The 24,250-nt window shown below is 68.2% G+C and carries 11 protein-coding genes and 2 pseudogenes; all 13 read left to right on the forward strand.

Annotated features, from left to right (window positions below):
* Positions 1-99 precede the first annotated feature (99 nt).
* The 13 genes and pseudogenes from OUO20_RS03310 to OUO20_RS03370 all read left to right on the forward strand — a co-directional run bounded on the left by OUO20_RS03310 (position 100) and on the right by OUO20_RS03370 (position 24,192).
* Positions 100-1,179: an adenylate/guanylate cyclase domain-containing protein gene (locus tag OUO20_RS03310; protein ID WP_223995152.1), complete on the forward strand. Its 1,080-nt coding sequence runs from the start codon at positions 100-102 to the stop codon at positions 1,177-1,179.
* 316 nt (positions 1,180-1,495) lie between these two features.
* A complete protein-coding gene (locus tag OUO20_RS03315; protein ID WP_268002838.1) occupies positions 1,496-7,606 on the forward strand; it encodes an Ig-like domain-containing protein in 6,111 nt (2,036 codons plus the stop codon).
* A gap of 52 nt (positions 7,607-7,658) precedes the next feature.
* The gene (locus OUO20_RS03320) at positions 7,659-8,630 is read left to right on the forward strand and encodes an AAA family ATPase (RefSeq protein ID WP_268002839.1); all 972 of its coding nucleotides are present in this window, start codon (positions 7,659-7,661) and stop codon (positions 8,628-8,630) included.
* Between the two features lie 73 nt (positions 8,631-8,703).
* Entirely contained in the window at positions 8,704-10,047 is a 1,344-nt protein-coding gene (locus tag OUO20_RS03325; RefSeq protein WP_018771878.1) for a DUF58 domain-containing protein, read from the forward strand.
* Positions 10,044-12,661 (forward strand): annotated as a pseudogene (locus OUO20_RS03330) (transglutaminaseTgpA domain-containing protein). Before OUO20_RS03325 ends, OUO20_RS03330 begins: the two are co-directional and overlap by 4 nt.
* Positions 12,658-13,047 (forward strand): zinc ribbon domain-containing protein, encoded by a 390-nt coding sequence (locus OUO20_RS03335; protein ID WP_268002840.1) that lies wholly within the window; start codon positions 12,658-12,660, stop codon positions 13,045-13,047. Before OUO20_RS03330 ends, OUO20_RS03335 begins: the two are co-directional and overlap by 4 nt.
* The gene (locus tag OUO20_RS03340; protein ID WP_268002841.1) at positions 12,983-14,263 is read left to right on the forward strand and encodes an RDD family protein; all 1,281 of its coding nucleotides are present in this window, start codon (positions 12,983-12,985) and stop codon (positions 14,261-14,263) included. Before OUO20_RS03335 ends, OUO20_RS03340 begins: the two co-directional genes overlap by 65 nt.
* Positions 14,260-15,192, forward strand: a complete 933-nt coding sequence (locus tag OUO20_RS03345) for a PP2C family protein-serine/threonine phosphatase (protein WP_268002842.1) — start codon at positions 14,260-14,262, stop codon at positions 15,190-15,192. The genes OUO20_RS03340 and OUO20_RS03345 overlap by 4 nt, the downstream gene beginning before the upstream one ends.
* Positions 15,179-16,657, forward strand: a complete 1,479-nt coding sequence (locus OUO20_RS03350) for a hypothetical protein (protein ID WP_268002843.1) — start codon at positions 15,179-15,181, stop codon at positions 16,655-16,657. Before OUO20_RS03345 ends, OUO20_RS03350 begins: the two co-directional genes overlap by 14 nt.
* The gene (locus OUO20_RS03355) at positions 16,657-17,190 is read left to right on the forward strand and encodes an FHA domain-containing protein (protein ID WP_268002844.1); all 534 of its coding nucleotides are present in this window, start codon (positions 16,657-16,659) and stop codon (positions 17,188-17,190) included. The genes OUO20_RS03350 and OUO20_RS03355 overlap by 1 nt, the downstream gene beginning before the upstream one ends.
* Positions 17,187-18,967: pseudogene (locus OUO20_RS03360) on the forward strand (serine/threonine-protein kinase). Before OUO20_RS03355 ends, OUO20_RS03360 begins: the two are co-directional and overlap by 4 nt.
* Before the next feature lie 78 nt (positions 18,968-19,045).
* Positions 19,046-19,750: a hypothetical protein gene (locus OUO20_RS03365; protein WP_018771884.1), complete on the forward strand. Its 705-nt coding sequence runs from the start codon at positions 19,046-19,048 to the stop codon at positions 19,748-19,750.
* Positions 19,747-24,192 (forward strand): FtsK/SpoIIIE domain-containing protein, encoded by a 4,446-nt coding sequence (locus OUO20_RS03370; protein ID WP_268002845.1) that lies wholly within the window; start codon positions 19,747-19,749, stop codon positions 24,190-24,192. The genes OUO20_RS03365 and OUO20_RS03370 overlap by 4 nt, the downstream gene beginning before the upstream one ends.
* Positions 24,193-24,250 lie beyond the last annotated feature (58 nt).

A 24,250-nucleotide genomic window follows, 5' to 3' on the forward strand; every position in this document is an offset into this window, starting at 1 on the left:
CTTGATCCTGACGCTGCGCCCGTGCAGGTGGCCGCTTCCGGCGACGCCGCACCGGAACCCGGATCCGCGCCGGAACCCGGTTCCACGCCGGCCGCGGCCATGCCGGATGCAGACCGGCACCCGCCCACCGGCGCCATGTCCGCCGAACGCCTGGCCATGAAGGCCCTCGAAGCCCGCCTCCTGGGCGGGGAACGGAAGCTCCGCCGTCGTGAAGTTGCCGCCGGCGCCGGACTCTCCCTGCTCTCTGCCCGCAAGCTCTGGCGTGCACTGGGGTTTCCGAATTTCGGCGACGAGGACGTTGCCTTCACCGAACGCGACCAGGCCGCCCTGTCCACCGTGGTGGATCTGGTCCGCGCCGGCAAGCTCACCGAAGAAGCAGCCATTTCGGTGACCCGCTCCATCGGGCAGATGACGGACCGCATGGTGGTCTGGCAGATCGAAGCCCTGGTGGAGGACATGGTCCACGAGCAGGGCGTCACCGATGCTGTGGCCCGCAAGCGCCTGGTCAACGAACTTCCCGCGCTGGTGGACGCGCTGGAAGAGGTCCTGGTGTATTCATGGCGGCGCCAACTCAACGCCGGCGTCCAGCGCCTCGCCGTCCGTGCCGAGGCCGGGCTGCAGGCCAGCGAGGAAGGCCGTGAAGGCGATGAGGATGACGCGCCGCTGCCCCTGGCCCGCGCGGTTGGCTTCGCGGACCTTGTCTCCTACACCAGCCTGTCCCGCCGGATGAACGAGAAGACCCTCGCCCGGCTGGTCCAGCGCTTCGAAAACAAGTGCGCCGAAATCATCTCCGTGGGCGGCGGCCGGCTGGTCAAAACCGTGGGCGACGAAGTCCTCTACATCGCCGAAACTCCGGCGGCCGGTGCCGAAATCTCCCTGGCGCTGGCCGAGGCCTTCACCGAGGACGAGATCCTTCCCGAAGCCCGGGTGGCCATGGTGTGGGGCAGGATCCTGTCCCGCCTGGGCGACATCTACGGTCCCACGGTCAACCTGGCCGCCCGGCTGACCACCCTTGCCGATCCCGGAACGGTTCTGGTCGACTCCATGACGGCCTCCGCCCTGGAGCACGACGAGCGGTTCATCATGATTCCCCAGGCCCCGGAAAATGTCCGCGGCTTCGGTGAGATCAATCCCGTCCGCCTCACCCGCGGCCGGGGCAAGGGCCTGGTCCTGGACTAGGAAACCCTCGTCTTTTTCCCCCTGGCCGGGGCCGGAAAAAGATTTTGTCCACTCGGTGGCTAATCACGCTATAGTCGGTTCGTTCGTTGACGCTGAAGGCCGTGTGGGGAGCGCTCCCCATCGCGGCCCTAAAAGGCAACGGGTAGGGTGATTGGCGGAGGGTCCACGCCTGCTGGTACCTTCGCGGGCCGTCCATTTTGCGGCTATTCGCCAGGTCTCGGCCACCTTTGGGGGTGGCAAAAAATATGGGCGGGGCAGGTGTGCTCCGCCCTGTGATGCTGCCGCACGACGGCGCTACAACAGGGGAAAAATCGCTGTGACAACACTGCTGGGGAAGCTTGGGCTGAAGAAGCGACACAAGAAACTGGTCACCGGAACTGCGTTTGGTGCCGTTGTGGCCGTTCTGGTGACGGGTGCTGTGTTGTATCCGGGGTTCAAGACCACTGAGGTGGAGTTGAATGACGGCGGCGTGTGGGTGGTGTCGAAGTCCAGGAATGCGGTGGGGCGGTTGAACTATCCGTCGCGGGTGTTGGACGGCGCGGTGACGCCGGCGTCGACAACGTTCGATGTGTTGCAGCATGCAGGCGAGGTGTTCGTCGATGACGAGACCGGTTCGACGTTGAACCAGGTGTCGCCGGCGAATATGCGCCTCGGTGGGGATAAGCAGTTGCCGGGCGCAGCTGATGTGAGTTTCGGCACCCGGACGATTTCGGTGACGGATGCTGCATCGGGGAAGGTGTGGGCGGTGTCGCCGTCCACCGTGAATGGTTTTGATAAGGAAGCGTCGGAGCCGGTGATGGTCGGTTCGGCGGGCATCGTCTCTGCGGTGGGCTCTGATGACCGGGTGTATTCGGCGGACCCTAAGACCGGTGTTGTGACGGTGACGGGTGTTGACGCCAACGGTGAGGTGACGTCGTCGGAGTCCAGCACGTGGGATGGGCTTAAGGGTGCCGGGGATCTGCAGATGACGGTGGTGGGTGACCGGCCGGTGGTGCTGGATGCCGCGGCGGGGAACCTGTTCCTGCCGGGTGGCAAGCGGCTGGCGCTGGAGAATGCCAGGGATGCGAAGTTGCAGCAGGCGGGGCCGGGCAGTGATGTTGTGGCGCTGGCCACGCGGAAGGCGTTGCTGAAGCAGCCGCTTGACGGGGGAGCGGCGAAGGTGGTGGCGTTCGACGGCGAGGGTGTTCCGGCTGCTCCGGTGCAGTTGGGCGGGTGTGTGCATGCGGCGTGGTCGGGTGCGAACAAGTATGTCCGGGATTGCGTCAATGATGGTGACGATAAGAAGGTTGACGTGCCCAGGGCGAGTGCGTCGCCGTCGTATGTTTTCCGGGTGAACCGGGACCTGGTGGTCCTGAATGATGTGAACTCCGGGAACGTGTGGCTGGTGAACCAGAACATGCAGCTGGTCAACAACTGGGACGACGTCATCCCACCAAAGAACCAGTCCGACGACCAGGACCAGGAGTCGGCGGACAACAACACCATCAACATCCTGCCGGACCGCACCAAACCCAACCGGCCGCCCGAAACCAAGCCCGACGCCGTCGGCGTCCGCCCGGGCCGCACCACCATCCTCAGCGTCCTGGACAACGACTCCGACCCCGACGGCGACGTGCTCACCGCAGCGGTCGGGGAGGCCGGGCCCAAGTCCGGCACCCTGGAAAGCATCTACGGCGGCACGGCGTTCCAGATCACCGTGCCCGCGGACGCCAAACCCGGCACGGAGACTTTCAACTACAGCGCCTCCGACGGCCGCGGCCTGTCCGCCACCGGCCAGGTCACGCTCAGCGTCGTAGGACCCGATGAGAACAAGCCGCCGAAGTTCAAGCGCGGCGAAGACACCACCATGCTGGTGGAACAGGGCAAGACCGTCAGCCAGAACATCCTCACCGACTGGATCGATCCCGACGGCGATGACCTGGTCCTGTTGGATGCCAAGGCCGACAACGACCAGGACCAGGTCAAGGTACGGCGCGACGGCCTGCTCACCTTCCAGGATTCCGGGGCCACGGCCGGCAAGAAGAACGTCCAGGTCACCATCTGGGACGGCCGCGCCACTGTCACCGGCAAGGTGGTGGTCAATGTCCAGCCGCCCGGCGCCCTGGCACCCGTGGTCAACGCCGACCACGTCACCGCCGTCGTGGGCCAGGACCTGGTCATCTCCCCGTTGAAGAACGACGTCGATCCCAACGGTGGTGCCCTCCGGCTGGCCCAGGTGGAAGCCAACGGCCCTGCCGAACTCGGCCCCGTCACCGACGGCGGCACCTTCACCTTCCGCAGCACCACCCCCGGTCCGGTCTACCTCACCTACATTGCCAGCAACGGCCCGCAAAGCAGCCAGGGCCTCATCCGCGTCGACGTGGAATCCGGCAACGACGGCGGCGACCCCGTGGCGGTCCACGACGTGGCCCTGATGCCCACCGGCGGCAGCGTCCTGCTGGACCCCCTGGCCAACGACTCCGACCCCTCCGGCGGCGTCCTGGTGCTGCAGTCCGTCAAGCTCCCCGATAACGCGACTGTGTCCGTCAGCGTGATCAACCACAGCGTCCTGCGGATCACCGACATCCTGGGGACCAAGGACCCCATACTGTTCGAATACACCATGTCCAACGGCAGGAAGTCGGCCACCGGCAGCGTGTCAGTGGTGCCCGTCCCGGCGCCGGCCGTGGTGGAGGCGCCGCAACCCAAACCGGATGAAGTCAATGTCCGCGTCAACGACGTGGTCACCATCCCCGTCCTGGACAACGACACCCACCCGCAGGGCCAGGAACTGTCTGTGGACCCCGTCCTGCCGCAGGCCGTGGATCCCGCCGACGGCAAGGGCTTCGTCTCCGAGAACACGCTCCGCTTCATTGCCGGCAGCCAGCCCAAGACCGTGCGCGCCATCTACAACGCGGTGGATCCGCAGGGCCAGAAGAGCGCAGCCGCCGTCACCATCCACATCCTGCCGCTCGAGGGCGCGGAGAACTCCCGCCCCCAGCCGCGCAACCTGACCGCCCGCGTGGTGGCGGCCGGCACCGTCCGGATTCCGGTTCCCCTTGACGGCATTGACCCCGACGGCGACTCGGTGCAGCTGACCGGCATCGACAGCACCCCTGCCATGGGAACCGCCACGGTGGGCAGTAACTTCATCGACTTCACCGCCGCAGGTGACGGCGCCGGTACAGACACCTTCCGCTACAAAGTGGTGGACCGCCAGGGCGCCATCAACACGGGCACGGTGACGGTGGGCATCGCACCCCGCGGCGAGTCTAACCAGAAGCCCACCCCGGTGGATGACGAGGTCCGGGTACGCCCGGGCCGGCAGATCGCCGTCGACGCAACGGCAAACGATACCGATCCCGACGGTGACCGCATCCGCATCCTCACCGACGGCATCGACGCCGACCCGGCACTGCAGGCCACCGTCAGCAGGAACAGCGGCCGCATCATCCTCCTGGCCCCGAACGAGGCCGGAACCGTCAATGTGCGGTACACCGTCGCCGACGACCGGGATGCCACGGCGCAGGCCACCATCCGCTTGGTGGTTGACAACGAAGTGCCCCTGAAAGCCCCGATTGCCCGGGATGACAGGGTGACGTCTGCCCAGGCCATGGGCAAGACCGCCGTTGATGTGCCGGTCCTCAAGAACGACGAGGACCCCGACGGCGTGGGCGAGAACCTGAAGATCAGCACGGAGGCCACCACGGCGCGGCCTGGCGGCAACGGCAACATGCTGGTGGACCTTACGGAACAGCCCCAGCTGGTCCCGTACACCGTGGAGGACGTGGACGGCCAGCAGTCAACGGCCATCATCTGGGTGCCGGGCCTGGGCCAGCAGGTTCCCACCCTGGCCAAGGACGAGGTCCTTGAAGTGGTGGCCGGGCAGTCCGTGGACGTCGACCTGAAGGACTGGGTCAAGGTACGGGAGGGACGCTCGCCGCGGCTGACCCAGGTGGACCGGATCAAACTCATCGGTGCCGACGGCGGGAATCCGGTCACGGGAGACGGCACCGGCTTGAAGTACACGGCGGGCGCCGACTACGTGGGCCCGGGGTCCCTCACGTTCGAGGTGACCGACGGCACCGGACCTGATGATCCGGCCGGGCTGAAGTCCACCCTGAGCATCCGCACCAAGGTCCTGCCGGACCCCAACAAAAACAACCCGCCGGAGCTGCTCGGCGCGGACGTTGATGTCCCCAAGGGCGACACGGCCAGCACGGACCTGGGAAAGCTGACCTCCGATCCCGACCGGGACGACGTCGAAAAGATGAAGTACCAGCTGGTGGGCGACCCGCCCGGCGGTTTCAGTGCACGCATCGAAGGCAGGACCCTGAAGGTTTCCGCGGCGGATTCGACGGCCACGGGGACCAGGGGCGCCGTGCAGGTCAAGGCGACGGACTCCCGCGGCCTCGAAGCCACGGCCACGTACCCGCTCGCCGTGACAGCCTCCAACCGGCCCAAGCCGGTGGCCAATGACGACGTGGAGCCCAACGCCGCCGCCGGGAAGCCCGTGACCATCAACGTCCTGGCGAACGACGCCAACCCGTTCCCCGAAACACCGCTGAAGATCATCGCCGCCAATACCGAAACAGGCAGCGGCAACGTAGGCGTCAACGGCGACTCGGTGACGGTCACGCCTGCTCCCGGCTTCACCGGAACCCTGGTGGTGGCGTACACCGTGGAGGACAAGACGCAGGACAGCTCCCGGCATGCCACGGCACGGGTCCGGCTGACCGTCAAGGACAAACCTGCAGCACCCACCACGCCCCAGGCACAGAGTGTTGGGGACCAAACCGCGCTGCTCAACTGGTCCGCCCCCGCGGACCGGGGCTCCGCCATCACCAAGTACACGGTGTATGGGGAGGGCGGGTTCCGGCAGGACTGCCCCGCCAACACCTGCACCCTGAACGGGCTGACCAACAACACCACTTACCACTTCCAGGTCACGGCCACGAATGAATTTGGCGAGTCGGACCGGTCGCCGGCCTCGGCGGACGTCCGGCCGGACGTCAAACCGGATACTCCGTTGGCCCCATCCCTGAAATTCGGCGACAAGCAACTGGCCGTCAACTGGACCGCACCGGCCAGCAAGGGCTCCCCGGTGAAGTCATACGACCTGGAGATCTCACCGGCGCCGGCCGGCCAGAACGCCCAGATCCAGAACCTGACCTCCGTCAGCTATGTGTGGAAGGGACTGCAGAACGGGGTGTCGTACAAGGTCCGCGTCCTGGCCCGCAACGACGCCAAGGACCCGTCCGAGTGGAGCCCGTATTCGGCGGCCGAAGTCCCGGCCGGTGTTCCCGCGACCCCTGCCGCGCCAAGCGTGTCGCAGGCAACTCCGGTGGGCTCGCAGAGCCAGCTGCGAGTGGTCTGGTCTGCGCCCAACAACAATGGCGACCCTGTCTCGTCCTACACCCTGACCACCCTCCGTGGTGGCGCGGCGGTGGCCAGCCAGCAGGTTGCCGGCACCTCGCAGAACGTCACCGTGGACAACTCCGAGTCCAACTACACCTTCACGGTGGCTGCCACCAACAAGGCCGGTACCAGTGCCACCAGTGCGCAGTCGGCCCCCATCCGGGCGGCCGGCAAGCCCGGACAGGTCAACGGCGGGACGGTGCGGGAGAACGGAACCAGCGGTCAGCTGGACGTTACGTTCACGCCGCTGACGGATGCCCAGCGCAACGGCTCCACGGCGTCCGAGATTGCCTACTCCTACAACGCCGACGGCAAGACCGGCGCCATCAAGGCCGGGGGCGGAACCATTGGCGGCATGACCAACGGCAGGGACATCACTGTCACGATCATCGCAACGTCCACGAAGAACAACATGTCCGGCGACGCGAAGGCCATCGGCACGGGGAACCCCTATGGTCCGGCCAATGCCCCCAACGTGAACGGCACGACATCGGCGAAGGGCGACGGGCAGGTGCACTGGACCTGGAATAACCCCAGCACCAACGGCCGTCCGCTTAACCACTATGAGGTCAGCATGGACGGCGGAGGCTGGCAGAACGTGGGCAAGGCGACCAGCTATGACGCCGGCGCCGGTGGATGGAACCAGAGCCACAGGCTGCGCGTCCGCGCCGTAACGGTGGTGGACGGGGCGATTGGCGGACCGGCAACCTCAACCTCCGGTCCAGACAACACGCCGCCGCCGCCCACATCCTGGAACGTCACGGCCAGCCCTGTCCGCAGCTGCACGGAGCCCCGCAAGGGCACTGACAGCTACGTTGCCGGCAACCCATCACAGTGCACGGGCGAGGGGATTTGGCTCGACGCAGGCGCTTACTCCCGGGCTGACCGCTACCAGGTCTGGTACAAGACCTCGAACAATCCCAGCGGCATCTGGTACCACCTGAGCGAAGGAATGGCCGCGGGCAACTGGCTCCGCTGCGACACCTCCAACGTGGGCTGCAACCCGCCGGCCGGCATGCCGAACCGCTAGCTAGCTCCAGCATCAAACAGGGAATTTCGACCAGTAGAAGGAAGCACATTTCATGACCATGACCATTGAGCAGGCCGAGTGGTTTGCCGACACGTTCGAAAAGCTGGTTGCCAACGTGGGGCAGGCGGTGCTGGGCAAGGAACACGTCATCCGGCTGACCTTCACCGCCATGCTGGCCGAGGGCCACGTCCTGTTCGAGGACGCTCCGGGCACCGGGAAGACCTCCCTGGCCCGGGCCCTCGCCGCCACGGTGCAGGGCTCCAACAACCGCATCCAGTTCACGCCTGACCTGCTTCCCTCCGACGTGACGGGTGTGACCATCTACGACCAGAAGACGCAGAAGTTCGAGTTCCACAAGGGCCCCATCTTCAACAACATCGTCTTGGCCGACGAAATCAACCGTGCCTCGCCGAAGACCCAGTCGGCGCTGCTGGAAGTCATGGAGGAATCCCGGGTCACCGTGGACGGCGTCACGTACGAGGCAGGCCGCCCCTTCATGGTCATGGCAACCCAGAACCCCATCGAGCAGGCAGGTACCTACCGCCTGCCCGAGGCCCAGTTGGACCGCTTCCTGATCAAGACCTCCATCGGCTACCCTGACCACGCCTCCACCGTCCGGCTGCTGGGCGGAAACAACCTGAAGGACCGGTCCAAGGACCTGTCTGCCGTCATCACCACCCAGGCGGTGGCGGACATGGCCGACCTCGCCGCCACGGCGCACGTGGACACCGCAGTGCTTGAGTACATCTCCCGGCTCTGCGAGGAAACCCGCAGTGCCCCGGAGACGCGCCTGGGCGTCTCCGTCCGCGGCGCCCTGGCCATGGTCCGGGCCGCCAAGGTCTGGGCTGCCTCGCAGGGACGGAACTTTGTGCTGCCGGATGACGTCAAGGAACTGGCACCCGTGGTGTGGACCCACCGGTTCGTGATGGACCCCGAAGCCGAATTCTCGGGCGCCACCGCTGAGGCCGTGCTGACCAGGATCCTGGCCGACGTCGCCGCCCCGCAGCAGCGCACCAACGCCTGAGGCGCCGGGCCCGCGGCTTCAAGCCGCAGCCACCACCACTGACATTCCAGCGCAACAACGAAGGCACACCCCTATGTCTGACGGCACGTCCAGCGGCGCCCCGCTGACCCGGCTCGCGGAGCGTCTCCGGCAACCCTTCCACCGGAACGGCCGCCCCACCCGGCTGCACCCCGCGGCCGTATGGTCCGAAGCCAGCAGCACCGCCCTCCTCGCCCTGGCACCCGCCGGGCGGGCTGTCCGGGACACCTGGCTGAGGTACGCCTGGCCGGTGCTGTCCGTGGTCAGCATCCTGGGGTGGTCCGTCCTGGCCGCTGCCATCCTGCTGTGGGCCACAGGCCAGGCCTTCGGTTGGCAGGAAGCCACGGCAGCGTCCATTGCCGCCTTCGCCATGTTCGTGATCGCGGTGGCCTTCATCCTCGGCAGGTCCTCCTACGGCGTGGTGCTGGACCTTGCCCGCACGCGGGTGGCGGTGGGGGACAGCGCCGTCGGCAGCATTGCCGTCTCCAACACGTCGGCCCGGCCGCTGCTGCCGGCCGCGCTGGAACTGCCGGTGGGCAGCACCACGGCGGTCTTCCACCTGCCCCGGATGAAGCCCGGACAGGTCCATGAGGACCTGTTCACCATCCCCACCGCCCGGCGCGCCGTCATCGTGGTGGGACCGGTCCGCTCCGTCCGGGCCGACCCCCTGCACCTGCTGCGCCGCCAGGTCCTCTGGACCGAGCCGGAGGACCTCTTCGTCCACCCGCGCACCGTTGCCCTGGCCGGTTCCGCCGCAGGCTTCATCCGCGACCTCGAGGGCATGCCCACCACGGATCTGTCCAGCGCCGACGTCTCCTTCCACGCCCTGCGCGACTACGTGCCCGGGGATGACCGCAGGCACATCCACTGGAAGACCACGGCCCGGACCAACAAGCTGATGGTGCGCCAGTTCGAGGAAACCCGCCGCGCCCACCTGGCCATCTCGCTGTCCATTAACACGGACGAATACGCTTCCGACAACGAGTTCGAGATGGCCATCTCGGTGGCCGCCTCCATCGGCCGGCAGGCAATCCGCGAACAGCGGGAACTGGATGTGCTCACGCAAAAAGGACCCCTGCGCTGCGAAACCGGCCGCAACATGCTTGATGACATGACCCGGATCGTCGGCACCCCGATGCGCCGCACCGCCGTCGACCTTGCCAGGACCCTGGCCGACACGGTGCCCAATGCCTCCGTCGTGTTCTTCGTGGTGGGCAGCAATGTGACGGCAAGCCAGCTCCGTTCCGCTGCAGCCTCCGTCCCGCCCGGCGTCCGAAGCCTGGCGGTCCGGGTGGAAACCGGCGCCGCCCCCTCCAGGGCCAACATCGCAGACCTCACTGTCCTCACGCTCGGCGACCTGGCCGACCTTGCCATCGTGCTGAGAAAGGCTGCCGCATGAGCACCGCACCCGGCCATTCGCCACAAAGCGGTTCCCCGCAAACCCGTACCCGCCGCAAGGCCGCCACCCCGGATTCGGCCTTTGCGGACGGCCAGCCGGCCTGGCATTTCCTGATCGATGCCGGAGCCTTGGTGGTCCTGCTGGGCCTGGGCCTGCTCGGATTCGGTTTGAGCTTCGGCGGCGACCCGTACTACCTCCTGTCCGGGTTCGGCGGCATCATCCTTGGCCTGGGCATCGGCGCGGCGAACGCCCACCTGCGACTGGGGCTGCTGATCACCACCGCCCTGGCCCTGGCCGTCTACCTGGTGTTCGGAACCTTGCTGGCGGTGCCGGACGCCGCCGTCGCCGGATTCGTCCCCACCCTGGATTCGCTGCGGACCCTGCTCCTGGGCGTCGTCTTCGCCTGGAAGGACATGCTGACGGTGGGGGTGCCGGTGGGAACCGCCGGCGGCGTGCTCATCGTCCCCTTCCTAAGTTCGCTGGTCCTGGCACTCGTGGCAGCGCTCCTTACCTGGCGGGCAAGGAGCCCCTACCTGCCGCTCCTGCCGGTACTGGTCCTGTTCGTCACGGGCATCGCCTTCAGCACCAACGCCGCGTTCCTGACCCTGGAACGCGGCATCGGCCTGACCGTCCTCGGCATCGCCTGGGCAACCTTCCGCCGGGACGCCCTGCGCCGGAACAGCACCCGCCGGGTAGCGGTGAACAGCCCCCAGGCGGACAGTGCCACCGCACGCCGCGCCAGGATCCGCCGGCTGGGCATGGCCGCGGGGGTGATTGCCGCCAGCGTGGGAATCACCGCGGTGGCCGCGCCAATGGTCAGCGCCGGCGATGACCGGAAGGTCCTCCGCAACGTGGTGGTACCGCCGTTCGATCCCAAGGACTACATCACCCCCTGGCCAGTTTCCGGAGCTACGTCAAGGACAAGAAGGACGACACCCTGTTCGTCGTCAAAGGCCTCCCGCGGGACGGCCGGGTGCGCCTTGGCGCCCTGGATGCCTTCAACGGCACCAACTACAACATGGACCCCAACGGTTCGGGCAACTTCAGCAAGGTGGGCGACGCCAAGTCGATCAACACCCTGGCCGACGCATCCGGGGTAGTGCCCACCAACGACTACTCGATCAGCATCAACGTGGAGGACTACCAGGGCTTCTTCGTCCCCGGCGGGCGGAAGACCACGGGCATCAGCTTTGACCAGTCCGGCTCGGCTGCGGCTGCCGGCCTCTACTTCAACCCCGGAACGGACACCGCCGTCACCACCAGCGGATTGTCCCGCGGCGACTCCTACACCGTCCAGGTGTCCGACCCCGCCAAACTCGAGCACGGGCAGCTGACACAGTACGACTTCGCGAAGGTCTCCCTTCCCGACCCCCTGGAAGTTCCGCCGGTGGTGGGCTCCCAGGCCAACGACCTGTCCGCCGACGCGCCCACGGCCATCGACCGGGTGCGCCAGATCGAGGCGCACTTCCAGAAGACGGGGGCCTTCAGCAACGGTTTGGTCAGCGAGGGGCAGCTCCCCAGCGTCTCCGGCCACGGTTCAGCCCGGATCCGCAACCTGCTGACCGCCAAGCAGATGCTCGGCGACGATGAACAGTACGCGGTGGCCATGTCCCTGATGCTCCGGCACCTGGGCATCCCGTCCCGCGTGGTGATGGGTTTCTACCCTGAGCCAACCAGCCCGGAGAACGGTGCGGGTGAGGTGAAGATCACCGGAAAGGACGTCCACGCCTGGGTGGAGGTCGCGTTTGAACGCGTGGGCTGGGTCAGCTTCGACCCCACCCCGCCAAAGGACAACATCCCCATTCCGCCGGACCCCGAGAACAAGTCCAAGCCCAAGCCGCAGGTGCTGCAGCCGCCGCCCCCGCCGCAGGAGCCCGCGGACCTGCCGCCGGACTCCTCACCCGACGCCTTGGACGCGGACCAGAAAAAGAACAATCCCTGGCTGTTCTGGGGCGCCCTCCTGGGCGCGCTGGGCGTCGCCGCCATCCCGCTGGTGATCCTGGGTCTGCCGCTGTTGCTGATCGCCTTGTTGAAGGCACGACGGCGGAAGTCCCGTTTCCGGGACGGCCATCCCGCCCAGCGCGTGGGCGGGGGCTGGAACGAGGTGGTGAGCCTGGCAACCGACCTGGGTGCCGCCGTCGACACCCGTTCGACACGGCGGGAAAGCGCTGCGGTCCTGGCCGATGCCTTCCCGGCGACCCAGGGGACCACCACCATGCTGGCGCGCCGGGCCGACGCCTCGATCTTCGGCGCCGGGGAACCAACCGAAGAGGATGTCCGCGAGTACTGGACCATCGTTGATGGTTCCCTCAAGGAGATGACCTCCGGGATGGGGTTCTGGCGGCGGCAGCAGGCACGGTTCTCGCCGCGTTCGCTGCTTGCCGACGCCCGGGCCGCGATGAACGCAGGCAAGGGCGCCAGCCTGCGCGGCGGCCGGGTGTCGCTGCCGGCGGTATCCGGGTTCATCGCTGCCCGCCGCCGTCGTGCCTCCGGCAGTGCCGGCGCACCGCCTGTTCAGCAAGGGCCTGTTCAACAAGGACCCAACCAGCAAGGACCCAACCAGCAAGGACCCAACCAGCAAGGACCCAACCAGCAAGGACCCGGCCAGCAGTGACCTTCGATCCCGAACGCTGCCCGCGCTGCCGGCAGCCCGTCCCCGCGGGTGCCACGTTCTGCACTGCCTGCGGCGCGCCGCTGCCCAACAGGGCGGCGCGCCGCCCCCACCCCGGACCTGTCGGCGGACCAAGCAAGGAGCGATCCCGGGGAAGCGCGCCCCGCGCACTCGTCGGGGATTCCCGGTACTATCCCGGTAGTAGAAAGGCCCCCGGCACAGCCGGCGGGCACCGCGCAAGCGGGCACCTTGCATACGGGTACCGTGCCGGGCAGGACGGGCGGTACCACAAGGGTGGGGGCCGCTCCAGGGGGAGGAACGGGAATGGCAGTGAACCTTCAGCTTGTTCCGGCTGCGGCGGGCAAGCGGCTTGGCGCTGCCGTCATTGATTGGCTGCCTGGGGTGGCGGTGCTGGTGGTGACGTTTGCCATCGGATTCGCCGGGATTACCCGCACCAGAAGCGGTGGCTTCATTGTCTATGACACGTCCTCTCTGGTGCTCTTTGGCGGCATCGGCCTTGGCCTGACCCTGGGTTACCTCTTCGTTGTGCTCGGGCTGGAAGCACGCACCGGCAAAACGCCCGGGAACCTGCTGATGGGCATCCGCAGCGCGGACCAGGACGGTTACGCTCCCGGCGCCGGCGCCGTGTTCCTGCGTGGCCTCATCACCGGAGCAGGCATCCTGTTGGCCGTGCTGGCCGCCGTGCTGGTGGTGGTCTTCAAGTGGTTTGACGCCGCCCTGCCCATCCTTGGCCCGCTGCTCCTGGTGGGTGGCGCGTGGGCCGTGCTGGTGGTGGTTTCCAGCCGGTGGGACAGGGACGGCGGGCTGCGGGGCTGGAATGACACCGCCGCCAAGACCCTGGTGTTCGATGTCAAGGCGGGCCGCGACCCCATCACCACCGGCGGCATCCAAGGGCCCTACAGCTTCGCGCCCCTGGACCTGCCGCCCGTGCAGCAGGTCCTGTCGCCGGTGGCCGGCGCCAACGTGGCCCAGACTCCCGTACACCCAGCCCCCGGACACCCAGCCCCCGGACACCCAGCCCCCAGACACCCAGCCCCTCATGCCCCTCTGCAAACCCCTGCGGCGCAACCTCCGGCTCCGGCACCCCAGGCACCTTCGCCGTCGGCCGCCCTGCCGTCGCAGACCTTGCCCTACAGCCCACCTGCCTCCTTCGCGCCGCCGCCCGCCGCCGGCCACCGGATGCCCCCGCCGCATGTGGACGACGACGTCGAACGCACCCAGGTGCGGCCCGGAACCGGCGGCCCCGCCCCTGTGGCTGTCCTCCGTATCCGCCTGGACGACGGCCGCGACTTCCAGCTGGACCGCAGCGTCCTGGTGGGCCGGAACCCGGTGGGGCAGGCCGGGGAACAGCAGGCCCAGCTGTTGGCTGTGGATGACCCCGGCCGTTCGATCTCCAAGACGCACCTGCACCTGCTCACCGACGGCGCGGGCATCTGGGTGACGGACCGCCAGTCAACCAATGGAAGCGCCGTCACCACCCCGGACGGCCTGCGCACCCCCTTGGTGCCGGGCGTCCCCACGTTTGTTACCCCGGGATCCAGCGTGCACTTTGGAGACCGTACCTTTTACCTAGGACAGGCATGAACCAGCACCCCGCCAGTGTTTCCACCATCCAGCCGGGGCCGGGACTCAGCCTCAGCTACGGCTACGGAACGGACAGGGGACTCCGCCGGGAGTTGAACGAGGATTCGTATATCGCCGCCGATCCCGTCTTCGCCGTCGCTGACGGCATGGGCGGCCATGAAGCCGGCGAAATCGCCAGCGGCCTGTGCGTGCGGGCCCTGGCCGGGATTCCCCAGGTGGCCACGGGGGAGCGGAGCATCACCGCTGCCGTCCTCCAGCAGTACCTGGTACGTGCGGACAACTCGATCCGTGAGGCCACCGGAGCCCGTGCCGGCACCACCCTTACCGGTGCTGTCGTGGTGGAACAGATGGGCATGCCGTACTGGCTGGTGGTGAACATCGGCGATTCCCGCACGTACCGTCTCAGCCAGGGACGGTTCGAGCAGATCAGCGTCGACCACTCGGAGGTCCAGGAACTCGTGGACGCGGGCGAAATCACCGCCCAGGAAGCCACCGTCCACCCGCGGCGGCACGTGGTCACCCGGGCCCTGGGCACGGGCGACGAGACGGAAGCGGACTACTGGCTCCTTCCCGTGGAGGAAGGCGACCGCGTCCTGGTCTGCTCCGACGGCCTGACGGGGGAACTGGCAGACGATGACATCCTCCGGATCCTCAGCAGCGTGGCGGATCCGCAGGAGGCGGTGGACGCCCTGATCCAGGCCGCCCTGCGCAGCGGCGGCCGGGACAACGTCTCGGCCATCGTGGTGGACGCCAGGAACGTTTCGAACGACGACGGCGCTGGCACCACCGCGCCCCGCCTCACCTCCGCTGACGGGGACGAAGTGACCCTGCCGCGGCCGCAGGCATCCGAAGCCGTGACGCAGCCCCTGCCCGCACCGGTGGAGGAGACCGCGGACCACAACGGGGAGCCGGACGATGACCGCCGCTAGCTACATCCCCGGCACCTGGCTGGGCATTGTCAGGTCCCGCACCGCAGTCCTCCTGGGCCCCGGGTCGCCCGCGGAACTCGCAGGCGCATTGTGGGAACTCCTGGCCGGCCGGCCTGAGCCGCACGAGATCCTCGCCGCCGTGACCAGCACTTCCGGCGGATCCCTCACCCGCATCCCATCCTTCGGCATCCTGGATTTCAACGGATCCCTGCGGGTTTTCCTGCGGGGCGACATCGACCTCACCGTCGAACAGCCCGGGGGAGCCGTGGACCTCGACGGCCGGGACGTGACCACCTGGAACGAACGCAAATTCGTGGTCCCCGGCACGTGCCGGGTGGCGATTGCGGCTGGGACCACCGGTACCGCCGGGCTCGCCACCGAACAACCCGAGCTGCCGCTCGGTGAGGGCGTGGTGCTGCTGCAGTCCCTGACCCTGGGCGCACGCTCCGGCCCGGCTGCGGTCGATGCTCCGGCCGCAGCGGATGCTGTTGCACCGGCGGAAACTTCCGGCAGCGACGAGGCTTCTGCTGCTCCCGCCGGCCACGCCCCGGCTGACCTGCGGGAGCCGGACGTTCCGGACGAGGCGGAAGACCTGCCCGAAACCACGCTCCTGCCCGGGCATGCAGCCTCGGCCGAAACGGTGCTGGGGGTCATCGAAGAGGACGTTGATGAACGCCCGGCCGACGGGGTGGTCGATCCAGCGGAAGCCGCACACGCCCACGCCCGGGATGTCCATGACCCCGATGCCACTATTGCCCCGGATTTCATTATTGGTGTCGACGGGGAGCGTGGTGTCGACGGTGAGATTGGTGCCGGCGGGGAGCGCGGCGCTGAGGGAGAAGCTGTGGGGAATGCTTCAGGTGAGCCCGCCCCAATTGAGGTGCCGGAGACAGGCTTCGCCGGCGTTGCCCCCACCGGAGCCGGCGCCGGTCCCGCAGCGGAGATGACGACGTCCTATGACCATCTTTGGGACCGCACCGTCATGCGGCACATCGAAGACGCTGCCGTGCGTGAGGACCCTGACGACGATTCCGGCCAGGTGTCCCCGCAGCAACGCCCGGCCCTGCCGGCAGCCGAACCCCTGCCCGCCCTCCGCAGCCCGGAGGACCCGGCCCCGGATGTGCCGGCAGCCGGTCCCGGGACTGCGACAGAGACCGACAGCCGGCATCAGCCCACACCTGGCGCCGGACTTGGAGTTGGATCCAGTGCCGGTACAACTGGGGAGCCCTCCGGCCGGCCCCGTCCTGCCTCCGCCGGCGTCCTCATCGACTCCGTCCCGTGGCGCACGGGGGAGCTACGCCGGCCCACGACGCCCCTGGCTTCACCCCGCCGCCAAACCACGGCACGCCACTGGCTCCACCGGCATCCGGGGCACCTGCGCCCGTCGTACCGGCGCCTGCTGTATCCGGCACCGGCATCGGCACCGGCACCGGTTTCGACCCCGACCACGATGGCCAGACGGTGATGAAAAGCAGCCTGCCGGGAACCGCGTCCGGTCCGGCAACAAACGCGCCGGCCGTCCAGCAGGACCCCGCCAATGGACCAATGGTGCTGGCCCGCGTCTGTGCCCAGGGCCACGCCAACCCACCCACACGTGCCCTCTGCAGCGCCTGCGGGGCTGCCCTGCTGCCGGATGCCGTGCAGGTGGCCCGTCCCAGGCTGGGCCGGATGCGCCTGTCCACCGGCGAACTGCTGGACCTCGACCAGTCGATGGTCATCGGCAGGCAGCCGTCAGTGTCCCGGGTGCAGGGCGGCGTGATGCCGCGGCTCGTCCAGGTGGCAAGCCCCGGCGGCGACATTTCCCGGTCCCACGTCGAGGTGCGGCTTGAGGGCTGGCACGTGATGCTCTGCGACCTCAAGGCCACCAACGGCACTGTCCTGGTCCGCGAAGGCCAACCGCCGCGCCGCCTGGCCCAGAACGAGATGGCCATCCTGCTCGACGGCGACATCGCGGAGCTGGGCGACAACATCTCACTGCGTTTTGAGGAGATTCCTTGAGTTCCAAACGGCCCGTTGCGCCGCCGCCCCGCATCCAGGGCTTCACCTACATCAGCCTGCTCGGCTCCGGCGGGTTTTCCGACGTCTACCTGTACGAACAGGACAGGCCGCGCCGGAAAGTCGCCGTCAAGGTGCTGCTCTCGGACCTCAAGACCGAGGGCGCGCGGCGGCGGTTCGAGTCCGAGGCCAACCTCATGGCCCAGCTGTCCTCGCACCCATACATCGTCACCATTTTCGAAGCGGAAGTCACCGATGACGGGCACTCCTACCTGGCCATGGAGTACTGCTCCCGGCCCAGCCTGGACGTGCGTTACCGGCGGCAGCGTTTCAGCGTTGACGAGGTCCTGGCGGTCGGCATCCAGGTGGCCTCCGCCGTCGAAACCGCCCACCGCGCCGGCATCGCCCACCGCGACATCAAGCCCGCCAACATCCTGGTGACGGACTACAACCGTCCGGCCCTCACCGACTTCGGCATCTCCGGCACCCTGGCCGGGGATTCTGATGACGATTCGGGCATGTCCATTCCCTGGTCCCCGCCCGAGCAGTTCCGGGACGGCGGCGTTGACGGCGTCATGGTGGACGTGTGGGCCCTCGGCGCCACGCTGTACACCCTGCTGGCCGGACGTTCACCCTTCGTGATGCCGGGCGCGGACAACTCGCAGCGTGAACTGATCAACCGGATCAGCAACATGGCGCTGCCGCGGCTGGGCCGTGCCGATGTGCCGGAATCACTGGAACTGGCCCTGGCAACCGCCATGGCCAAATCGCCCCAGTCCCGGTACTCCTCGGCCCACGCCTTCGCCCTGGCCCTTCAGCGCATCCAGGCCGAGCTCAACCTTTCCGTCACGCCCTTCGAGGTCCTGGAGGAGCCGCAGCAGGAGGAGGGCCACCCGGACGACGGCACCGAGGAGACGCGCGTCCGCAGCATTGCTGCCATCGATCCGGAGCGGACCGGCAGCGCACCCACGTTCCCTGCCCGCACCCGCCCCAACCCGACCGGCACGGGGACTGACGCTACGGGGCCCGGGGGCGGCGCCCTCCCGCCGTCGCACCTTGCTCCCGCCAGCCCCAGCCAATGGCAGCCTGCCCCGGCAGTGCCGCAGATTCCGGCCCGCACCACGTGGGCGGCGGCCACCGGGGCGGCTGCTCCGGCGGCAGCCACGGACGACGGCGCCGGCCAGGGGAGTGGGCGCAGTCCACCGTCCTGCGTGGCAGCACAGGGACGGCCAACTACGGTGCACCCGTCACGGGCACAGGAGGAACGCAGGACACGGGCTACACCGTGGACGCAACAGTCCAGCGGGCGGTGAAGGCGGACGAGCCGCAAGCGGCTCCGAAGGCCGACCACGGCAAACGCAACCTCTGGCTCGCAATCGCCGGCGGCACCCTCCTTGTATTGGCGGCTGTGGTGGGCATCGTGGTGGCCAACACGGCGACAGGCACCCCCAAGGCGGTGGAAACCCAGCAGGCCAGCAAACCCCCTGCGGATGCCCTGGACAGCGGCACCGTGCCCGATGTCGAAGGCCTGGCCGGAACGGTCGACACCAACGGCGAGGCATCCTTCTACTGGAACAACCCCGACCCCAAGCCGGGCGATACCTACAAATGGAGGGTCTATACCATCGGTGGGGGCGGCGACTACCAATCCATCGCGCAGGCGCCCGTCCGGCTCAGGCCCAACCCGTCGGGGCAAACCTGCATCCAGGTCATGATCGTCCGCTCGGACGGTGCGTTCTCACCGCTGGGGTCCGGTTCCATCGCCTGCACCGGCCAATGAACGTCCCGCACTGCCGGTTTCACGGCAACACCACCACTCCGACTACCGCAACAGTTCTGCCTTGAGGAGGCACAGATCATGGGGGATCTAGCAATAGATTTCTGTGGCGAATGGTACGAGCCATCGGATGAGGACATCTTCAACATCGGCCGTGAAGGCGACCTTGAGGTGGACGACAACCCGTACCTGCACCGGCAGTTCCTGCAGGTCGCCCGCTACGACGGCATCTGGTGGCTGAGCAACGTGGGCAGCATGCTCTCCGCCACCGTGGCTGACGCCTCCGGCGGCATGCAGGCCTGGCTGTCACCCGGTGCGCGGATTCCGCTGGTGTTCAGCCACACCAATGTCATCTTCACGGCGGGGCCCACCACCTACGAGTTCGCCGTGCACGTGAAGACGCCGTCCTTCCGGCAGGAAGCCCGCGAAGAAGCCGGCAACGGGGACACCACCATCGGCCCCGTGGTCTTCACGGACGCGCAGAAGGCGCTGATCGTGGCGCTCGCCGAGCCTGTGCTCCGGCGTGAGGGCACCGGTTTCAGCACCATCCCGTCCTCCGCGGCGGCCGCCAAGACCCTGGGATGGGCACTGACGCGCTTCAACCGCAAGCTGGACAACGTCTGCGACAAGCTGGACCGGGTGGGCGTGGCGGGACTGCGCGGCGGCGGCGGCAAGCTGGCAACCAACCGCCGGGCACGCCTGGTTGAACACGCCGTCACCACCCACCTGGTGACACCCGATGACCTGTACCTGCTGGAGAAGATGAGGGGCGTGGACGAAGGATGAGGATCCGGCTGACACTCCGCCGCGAACCCGCCGACGCCAAGGACCTGGCCGTCACGGTGGACGGCATGGCCACCGTGGCCGACATCGCCACCGTGCTGTGGACGGCGGACCCCGCCCGCAAAGGCACCCCGGCGCCGGACAACCTTTCGCTGCGGATCGATGAAGCGTTCGTGGGTGCCGGCATCAGCGGGAACATCCTGGCCCGGGAGGACAACCTCCTCGAATCAGGCCTGCGCCCCGGCTCGGTGGTATCGCTGGCCCAGGTCAGTGGGCAGTTCCACGAACCCGGGGCCAACCGGGGACCGGCCGCCGCAACCCTGCGCGTGTTGTCAGGGCCCGACGCCGGGCGGGAATTTTCGCTGCCCACCGGCACCAGCTACATTGGCCGGGACCGGGACGTGGACGTCCGCCTGACGGATCCGCTGACCTCCAAACGGCACGCCCGGATCACGGTGGGCGAGGGCATCGAGATCGTTGACACCAACTCCGCCAACGGCCTCCTGATGGACGGGCTGCCCGTCACTAGGGCCACGCTGAACTCCTCCGACACGGTGACCCTGGGTGACACCACCGTCACCGTGGTGCCGCTGGGCCACAACCATGCGGCAGCGCCGACGTCGCCCCTGGTGGACTTCAACCGCTCCCCGCGGGTGGTGCCCCGCTTCGACGTCCCCAAGCGGGTTCTTCCTGCCGGGCCCAAGCGCCCCGAGGACCATCCCTTCCCCTACATCATGCTGGTGGCACCGCTGATGATGGGCGCGGTCATTTTCGCGGTCACGCAGAACGTGCTCTCCATGGTGTTCATGCTGATGATGCCCCTGTTCATCGTGGGCCACCACGTGGACCAGACAATGCGGACCCGGAAGCAGCAGAAGGAGCAGCTCAAGCAGTTCCGCGCCGCCATGGCCGCATTCCGGCAGGACCTTACGGAGCTGCAGCAGGTGGAACGGGCGGTCCGGCTGCAGGAAGCGCCGTCCGTAAGCGACACGGTGGACGCGATTTACAAGCTGGGGCCGCTGCTGTGGACGCACCGGCCGGAACACCCGTCGTTCCTCGGCCTGCGGTTCGGGCTGGGGACCGCCCCGTCCCGCATCCCGTTGGAAGAGCCCTCCAGCAACGACACCGAGGTCCAGTACAGCCGCGAAATCCAGGACTGCATCAAGCAGTTCAGCGGGATCGAAGGCGTCCCCGTGGTGTCCCAGCTGCGCACCTCCGGCGCGCTGGGGATCGCCGGCGCCCGCGGCCTGGTGGACGACGTGGCCCGTGGCATGGTGCTGCAGCTGGTGGGACTGCATTCCCCGGCCGAGGTGGTCCTCACCGCCATCACGTCCGCCCAGTCGCGGGAGCGCTGGAACTGGCTGCAGTGGCTGCCGCACGTAGGCTCGGGCCACAGCCCGCTGGGCGGGGACCACCTTGCCGCGGGGTCGGCCGGCGGCTCCTCACTGCTGGCCCGCCTCGAGGACCTGGTCGACGCCCGGGAGGCGGCGGCCAAACGGTCAGGCCCGGACCTGCGCCCCGGCATCGACCCCGTGAAGCATGAGCCCGAAGAGCCGGTCCTTCCCTCCGTGCTGGTCATCGTGGAGGACGACGCCCCCGTGGACCGCGGCCGCCTGACCCGGCTGGCCGAACGCGGTCCCGACTCCGGCGTGCACATCCTGTGGGTGGCCACTGACATCCAGTCACTCCCGGCTGCCTGCCGTGACTTCATGGTGGTGGACGGCGACCATGGCACCACCACCGGCCAGGTCCGGCTGGGCCGCCACACCTACCCGGTCAGCTGCGAGAGCGTGGACGCGGAGCTCGCAGCACAGCTGGCCCGGATGCTGGCGCCCGTGGTTGACGTGGGCAAGCCGGTCAATGACGATTCCGACCTGCCCCGCGCGGTGTCCTATGCGGCCCTGATCGGCAAGGACTTCCTGGACAATCCGCAGGCCGTGGTGGAGCGCTGGACGGAAAACAACTCCCTGCACGCCACCGCCGTGGCCAACCGCAAGGACAACGGAACCCTCAGGGCGCTGGTGGGATCCAAGGGTATCGAGCCGCTGTACCTGGACCTGAAGAACGAAGGACCGCACGCCCTGGTGGGCGGCACCACCGGTGCCGGCAAGTCCGAGTTCCTGCAGTCGTGGGTCATGGGCATGGCTGCGGCCTACAGCCCGGACCGGGTCAGCTTCCTTTTCGTGGACTACAAGGGCGGAGCGGCGTTTGCCGACTGCATCAACCTTCCACACACGGTGGGCCTGGTCACGGACCTTTCCCCGCACCTGGTGCGGCGGGCCCTCACATCCCTGCGCGCGGAGCTGCACTACCGCGAGCAGCTGTTGAACCGGAAGAAGGCCAAGGACCTGCTGGCCCTGCAGCGGGAGGCGGATCCGGAGGCCCCGCCGTACCTGGTGATCATCGTGGACGAGTTCGCCGCGCTGGCCAACGACGTGCCCGAATTCGTGGACGGGGTGGTGGACGTCGCCGCCCGCGGCCGTTCCCTGGGCCTGCACCTCATCCTGGCCACCCAGCGGCCGGCGGGCGTCATCAAGGACAACCTGCGCGCCAACACCAACCTGCGGGTGGCGCTGCGCATGGCCGACGAGGACGACGCCACCGACATCCTGGGGGTGCCGGATGCTGCCTACTTCGACCCCGCCATCCCGGGCCGCGGTGCCGCCAAGACCGGGCCCGGACGGATCCAGGGATTCCAGACCGGCTACGCCGGCGGCTGGACCACGGATAAACCGCAGCGCCCCCAGATCGACATCGTGGAGATGGCCTTCGGCTCCGGTCCCAGCTGGGAAGCGCCGGCACCCGAAAAGCCTGCGGCCCCGGAACCGGCCGGTCCCAATGACATCGCCAGGATGACCTCCACCATCGTGCACGCGGCGGACACCCTGGCCATCCGGCCGCCGCGGAAACCATGGCTGGACGAGCTGGCCAAGACCTACGACTTCTCCAAGTTGCCCAACCCCCGCACCGACGAACAGCTGCTGCTGGGCGTCGCGGACGACCCCGTCCACCAGGACCAGCCCACCGTCTTCTACGAGCCTGACCGCGACGGCAACATGGCCATCTACGGCACCGGTGGTTCCGGCAAGTCCGCCGCCCTGCGCGGCATCGCGATTGCCGCGGCCGTCACCCCGCGCGGCGGCCCCGTCCACGTCTACGGCATCGACTGCGGCTCTTCCGGGCTGCGGATGCTTGAGGAGCTTCCGCACGTGGGGGAGATCATCAATGGCGACGACGTCGAACGCGTCGGGCGGTTGCTGCGCCTCCTCCGGGACATCGCCGAGCTGCGTTCCGCGCAGTTCGCCGAGGTGCGCGCCTCCACCATCGTGGAGTACCGGAGGCTGGCCAACCGGCCGGACGAGAAGCGGATCTTCGTGCTGGTGGACGGCATGTCAGCCTTCCGCGAGGCGTACGAGCACAGCAAGCTTTCCGGGCTCTGGGACATCTTCCTGCAGCTGGCCACGGACGGCCGGACCCTGGGCATCCACTTGGTGGTGACCGGGGACCGGCCCAACGCCGTCCCCGCGTCCCTGCTCGCCTCCATCCAGCGCCGCCTGGTCCTGCGCCTGTCCTCTGAGGACGACTACATTTCCATGGATGTTCCCAGGGATGTCCTCACGGCCACGTCGCCCCCGGGCCGTGGGCTGCTGGACGGGCTTGAAGTCCAGCTGGCCGTCCTGGGCGGCAATTCGAACCTGGCCCTGCAGGCCCGCGAGGTCCATAAGCTCAGCGAAGCCATGCAGCGTCAGGGCCTGGAAACCGCCCCGGGCATTGAGCGGCTCCCCGAGCAGGTGGACCTGGATGTCCTGCCGGCAGGCAGCCCCGACCTGCCCGTTATTGGAGTGGACGACGAGTCCCTGCAACCGGCCGAACTCATGGCGCGCGGACCGTTGCTCCTGGCCGGGCCGCCGGGCTCGGGGCGCACCGTGGCGCTGGTCACCCTGGCCTACGCGCTGCGCCGGTCCAATCCCGCCACGGAACTGGTCTACCTCGGGTCCCGCCGGTCCGCCGTCGCGTCCCTTCCCATCTGGAACCGCGCCGTGGTGGGCCCGGACGACGTCGCCGAAGTGGTGGAGGACCTGGTGGAGCACTCCACCGGAAACCCTGGCACCGTGGCCTTCTTCATCGAGGGCCTCACCGAGTTCACCGACACCATCGCCGAGTCAGGAATGGCGCAGCTGGTGACGGCGTCCCTCAAAGCAGACCAATGGGTCATCGGCGAGTCCGAATCCTCCACCTGGTCCTCCGCCTGGCAGCTTGCCCAGCCCTTCAAATCGGGCCGCCGCGGCCTGCTGCTGAGCCCGGGGGATATTGAGGGCGACAGCCTGCTCAACACGTCCCTGGGCCGGGTCAGCCCGGACTTCATTCCGGGCCGCGGGTACGTGGTGGGGCGGGGCAAGGCACGGAAAATCCAGGTGGCGCTCCCGCCCGAAAACCGGGACTGAACAGCGCCGATGAATGCGGGGGCCGCGATCCGTCGGGATTTGCGGCCCCGCAGGACGT

Source organism: Arthrobacter sp. FX8, from assembly GCF_026723805.1.
Lineage (GTDB): Bacteria > Actinomycetota > Actinomycetes > Actinomycetales > Micrococcaceae > Arthrobacter.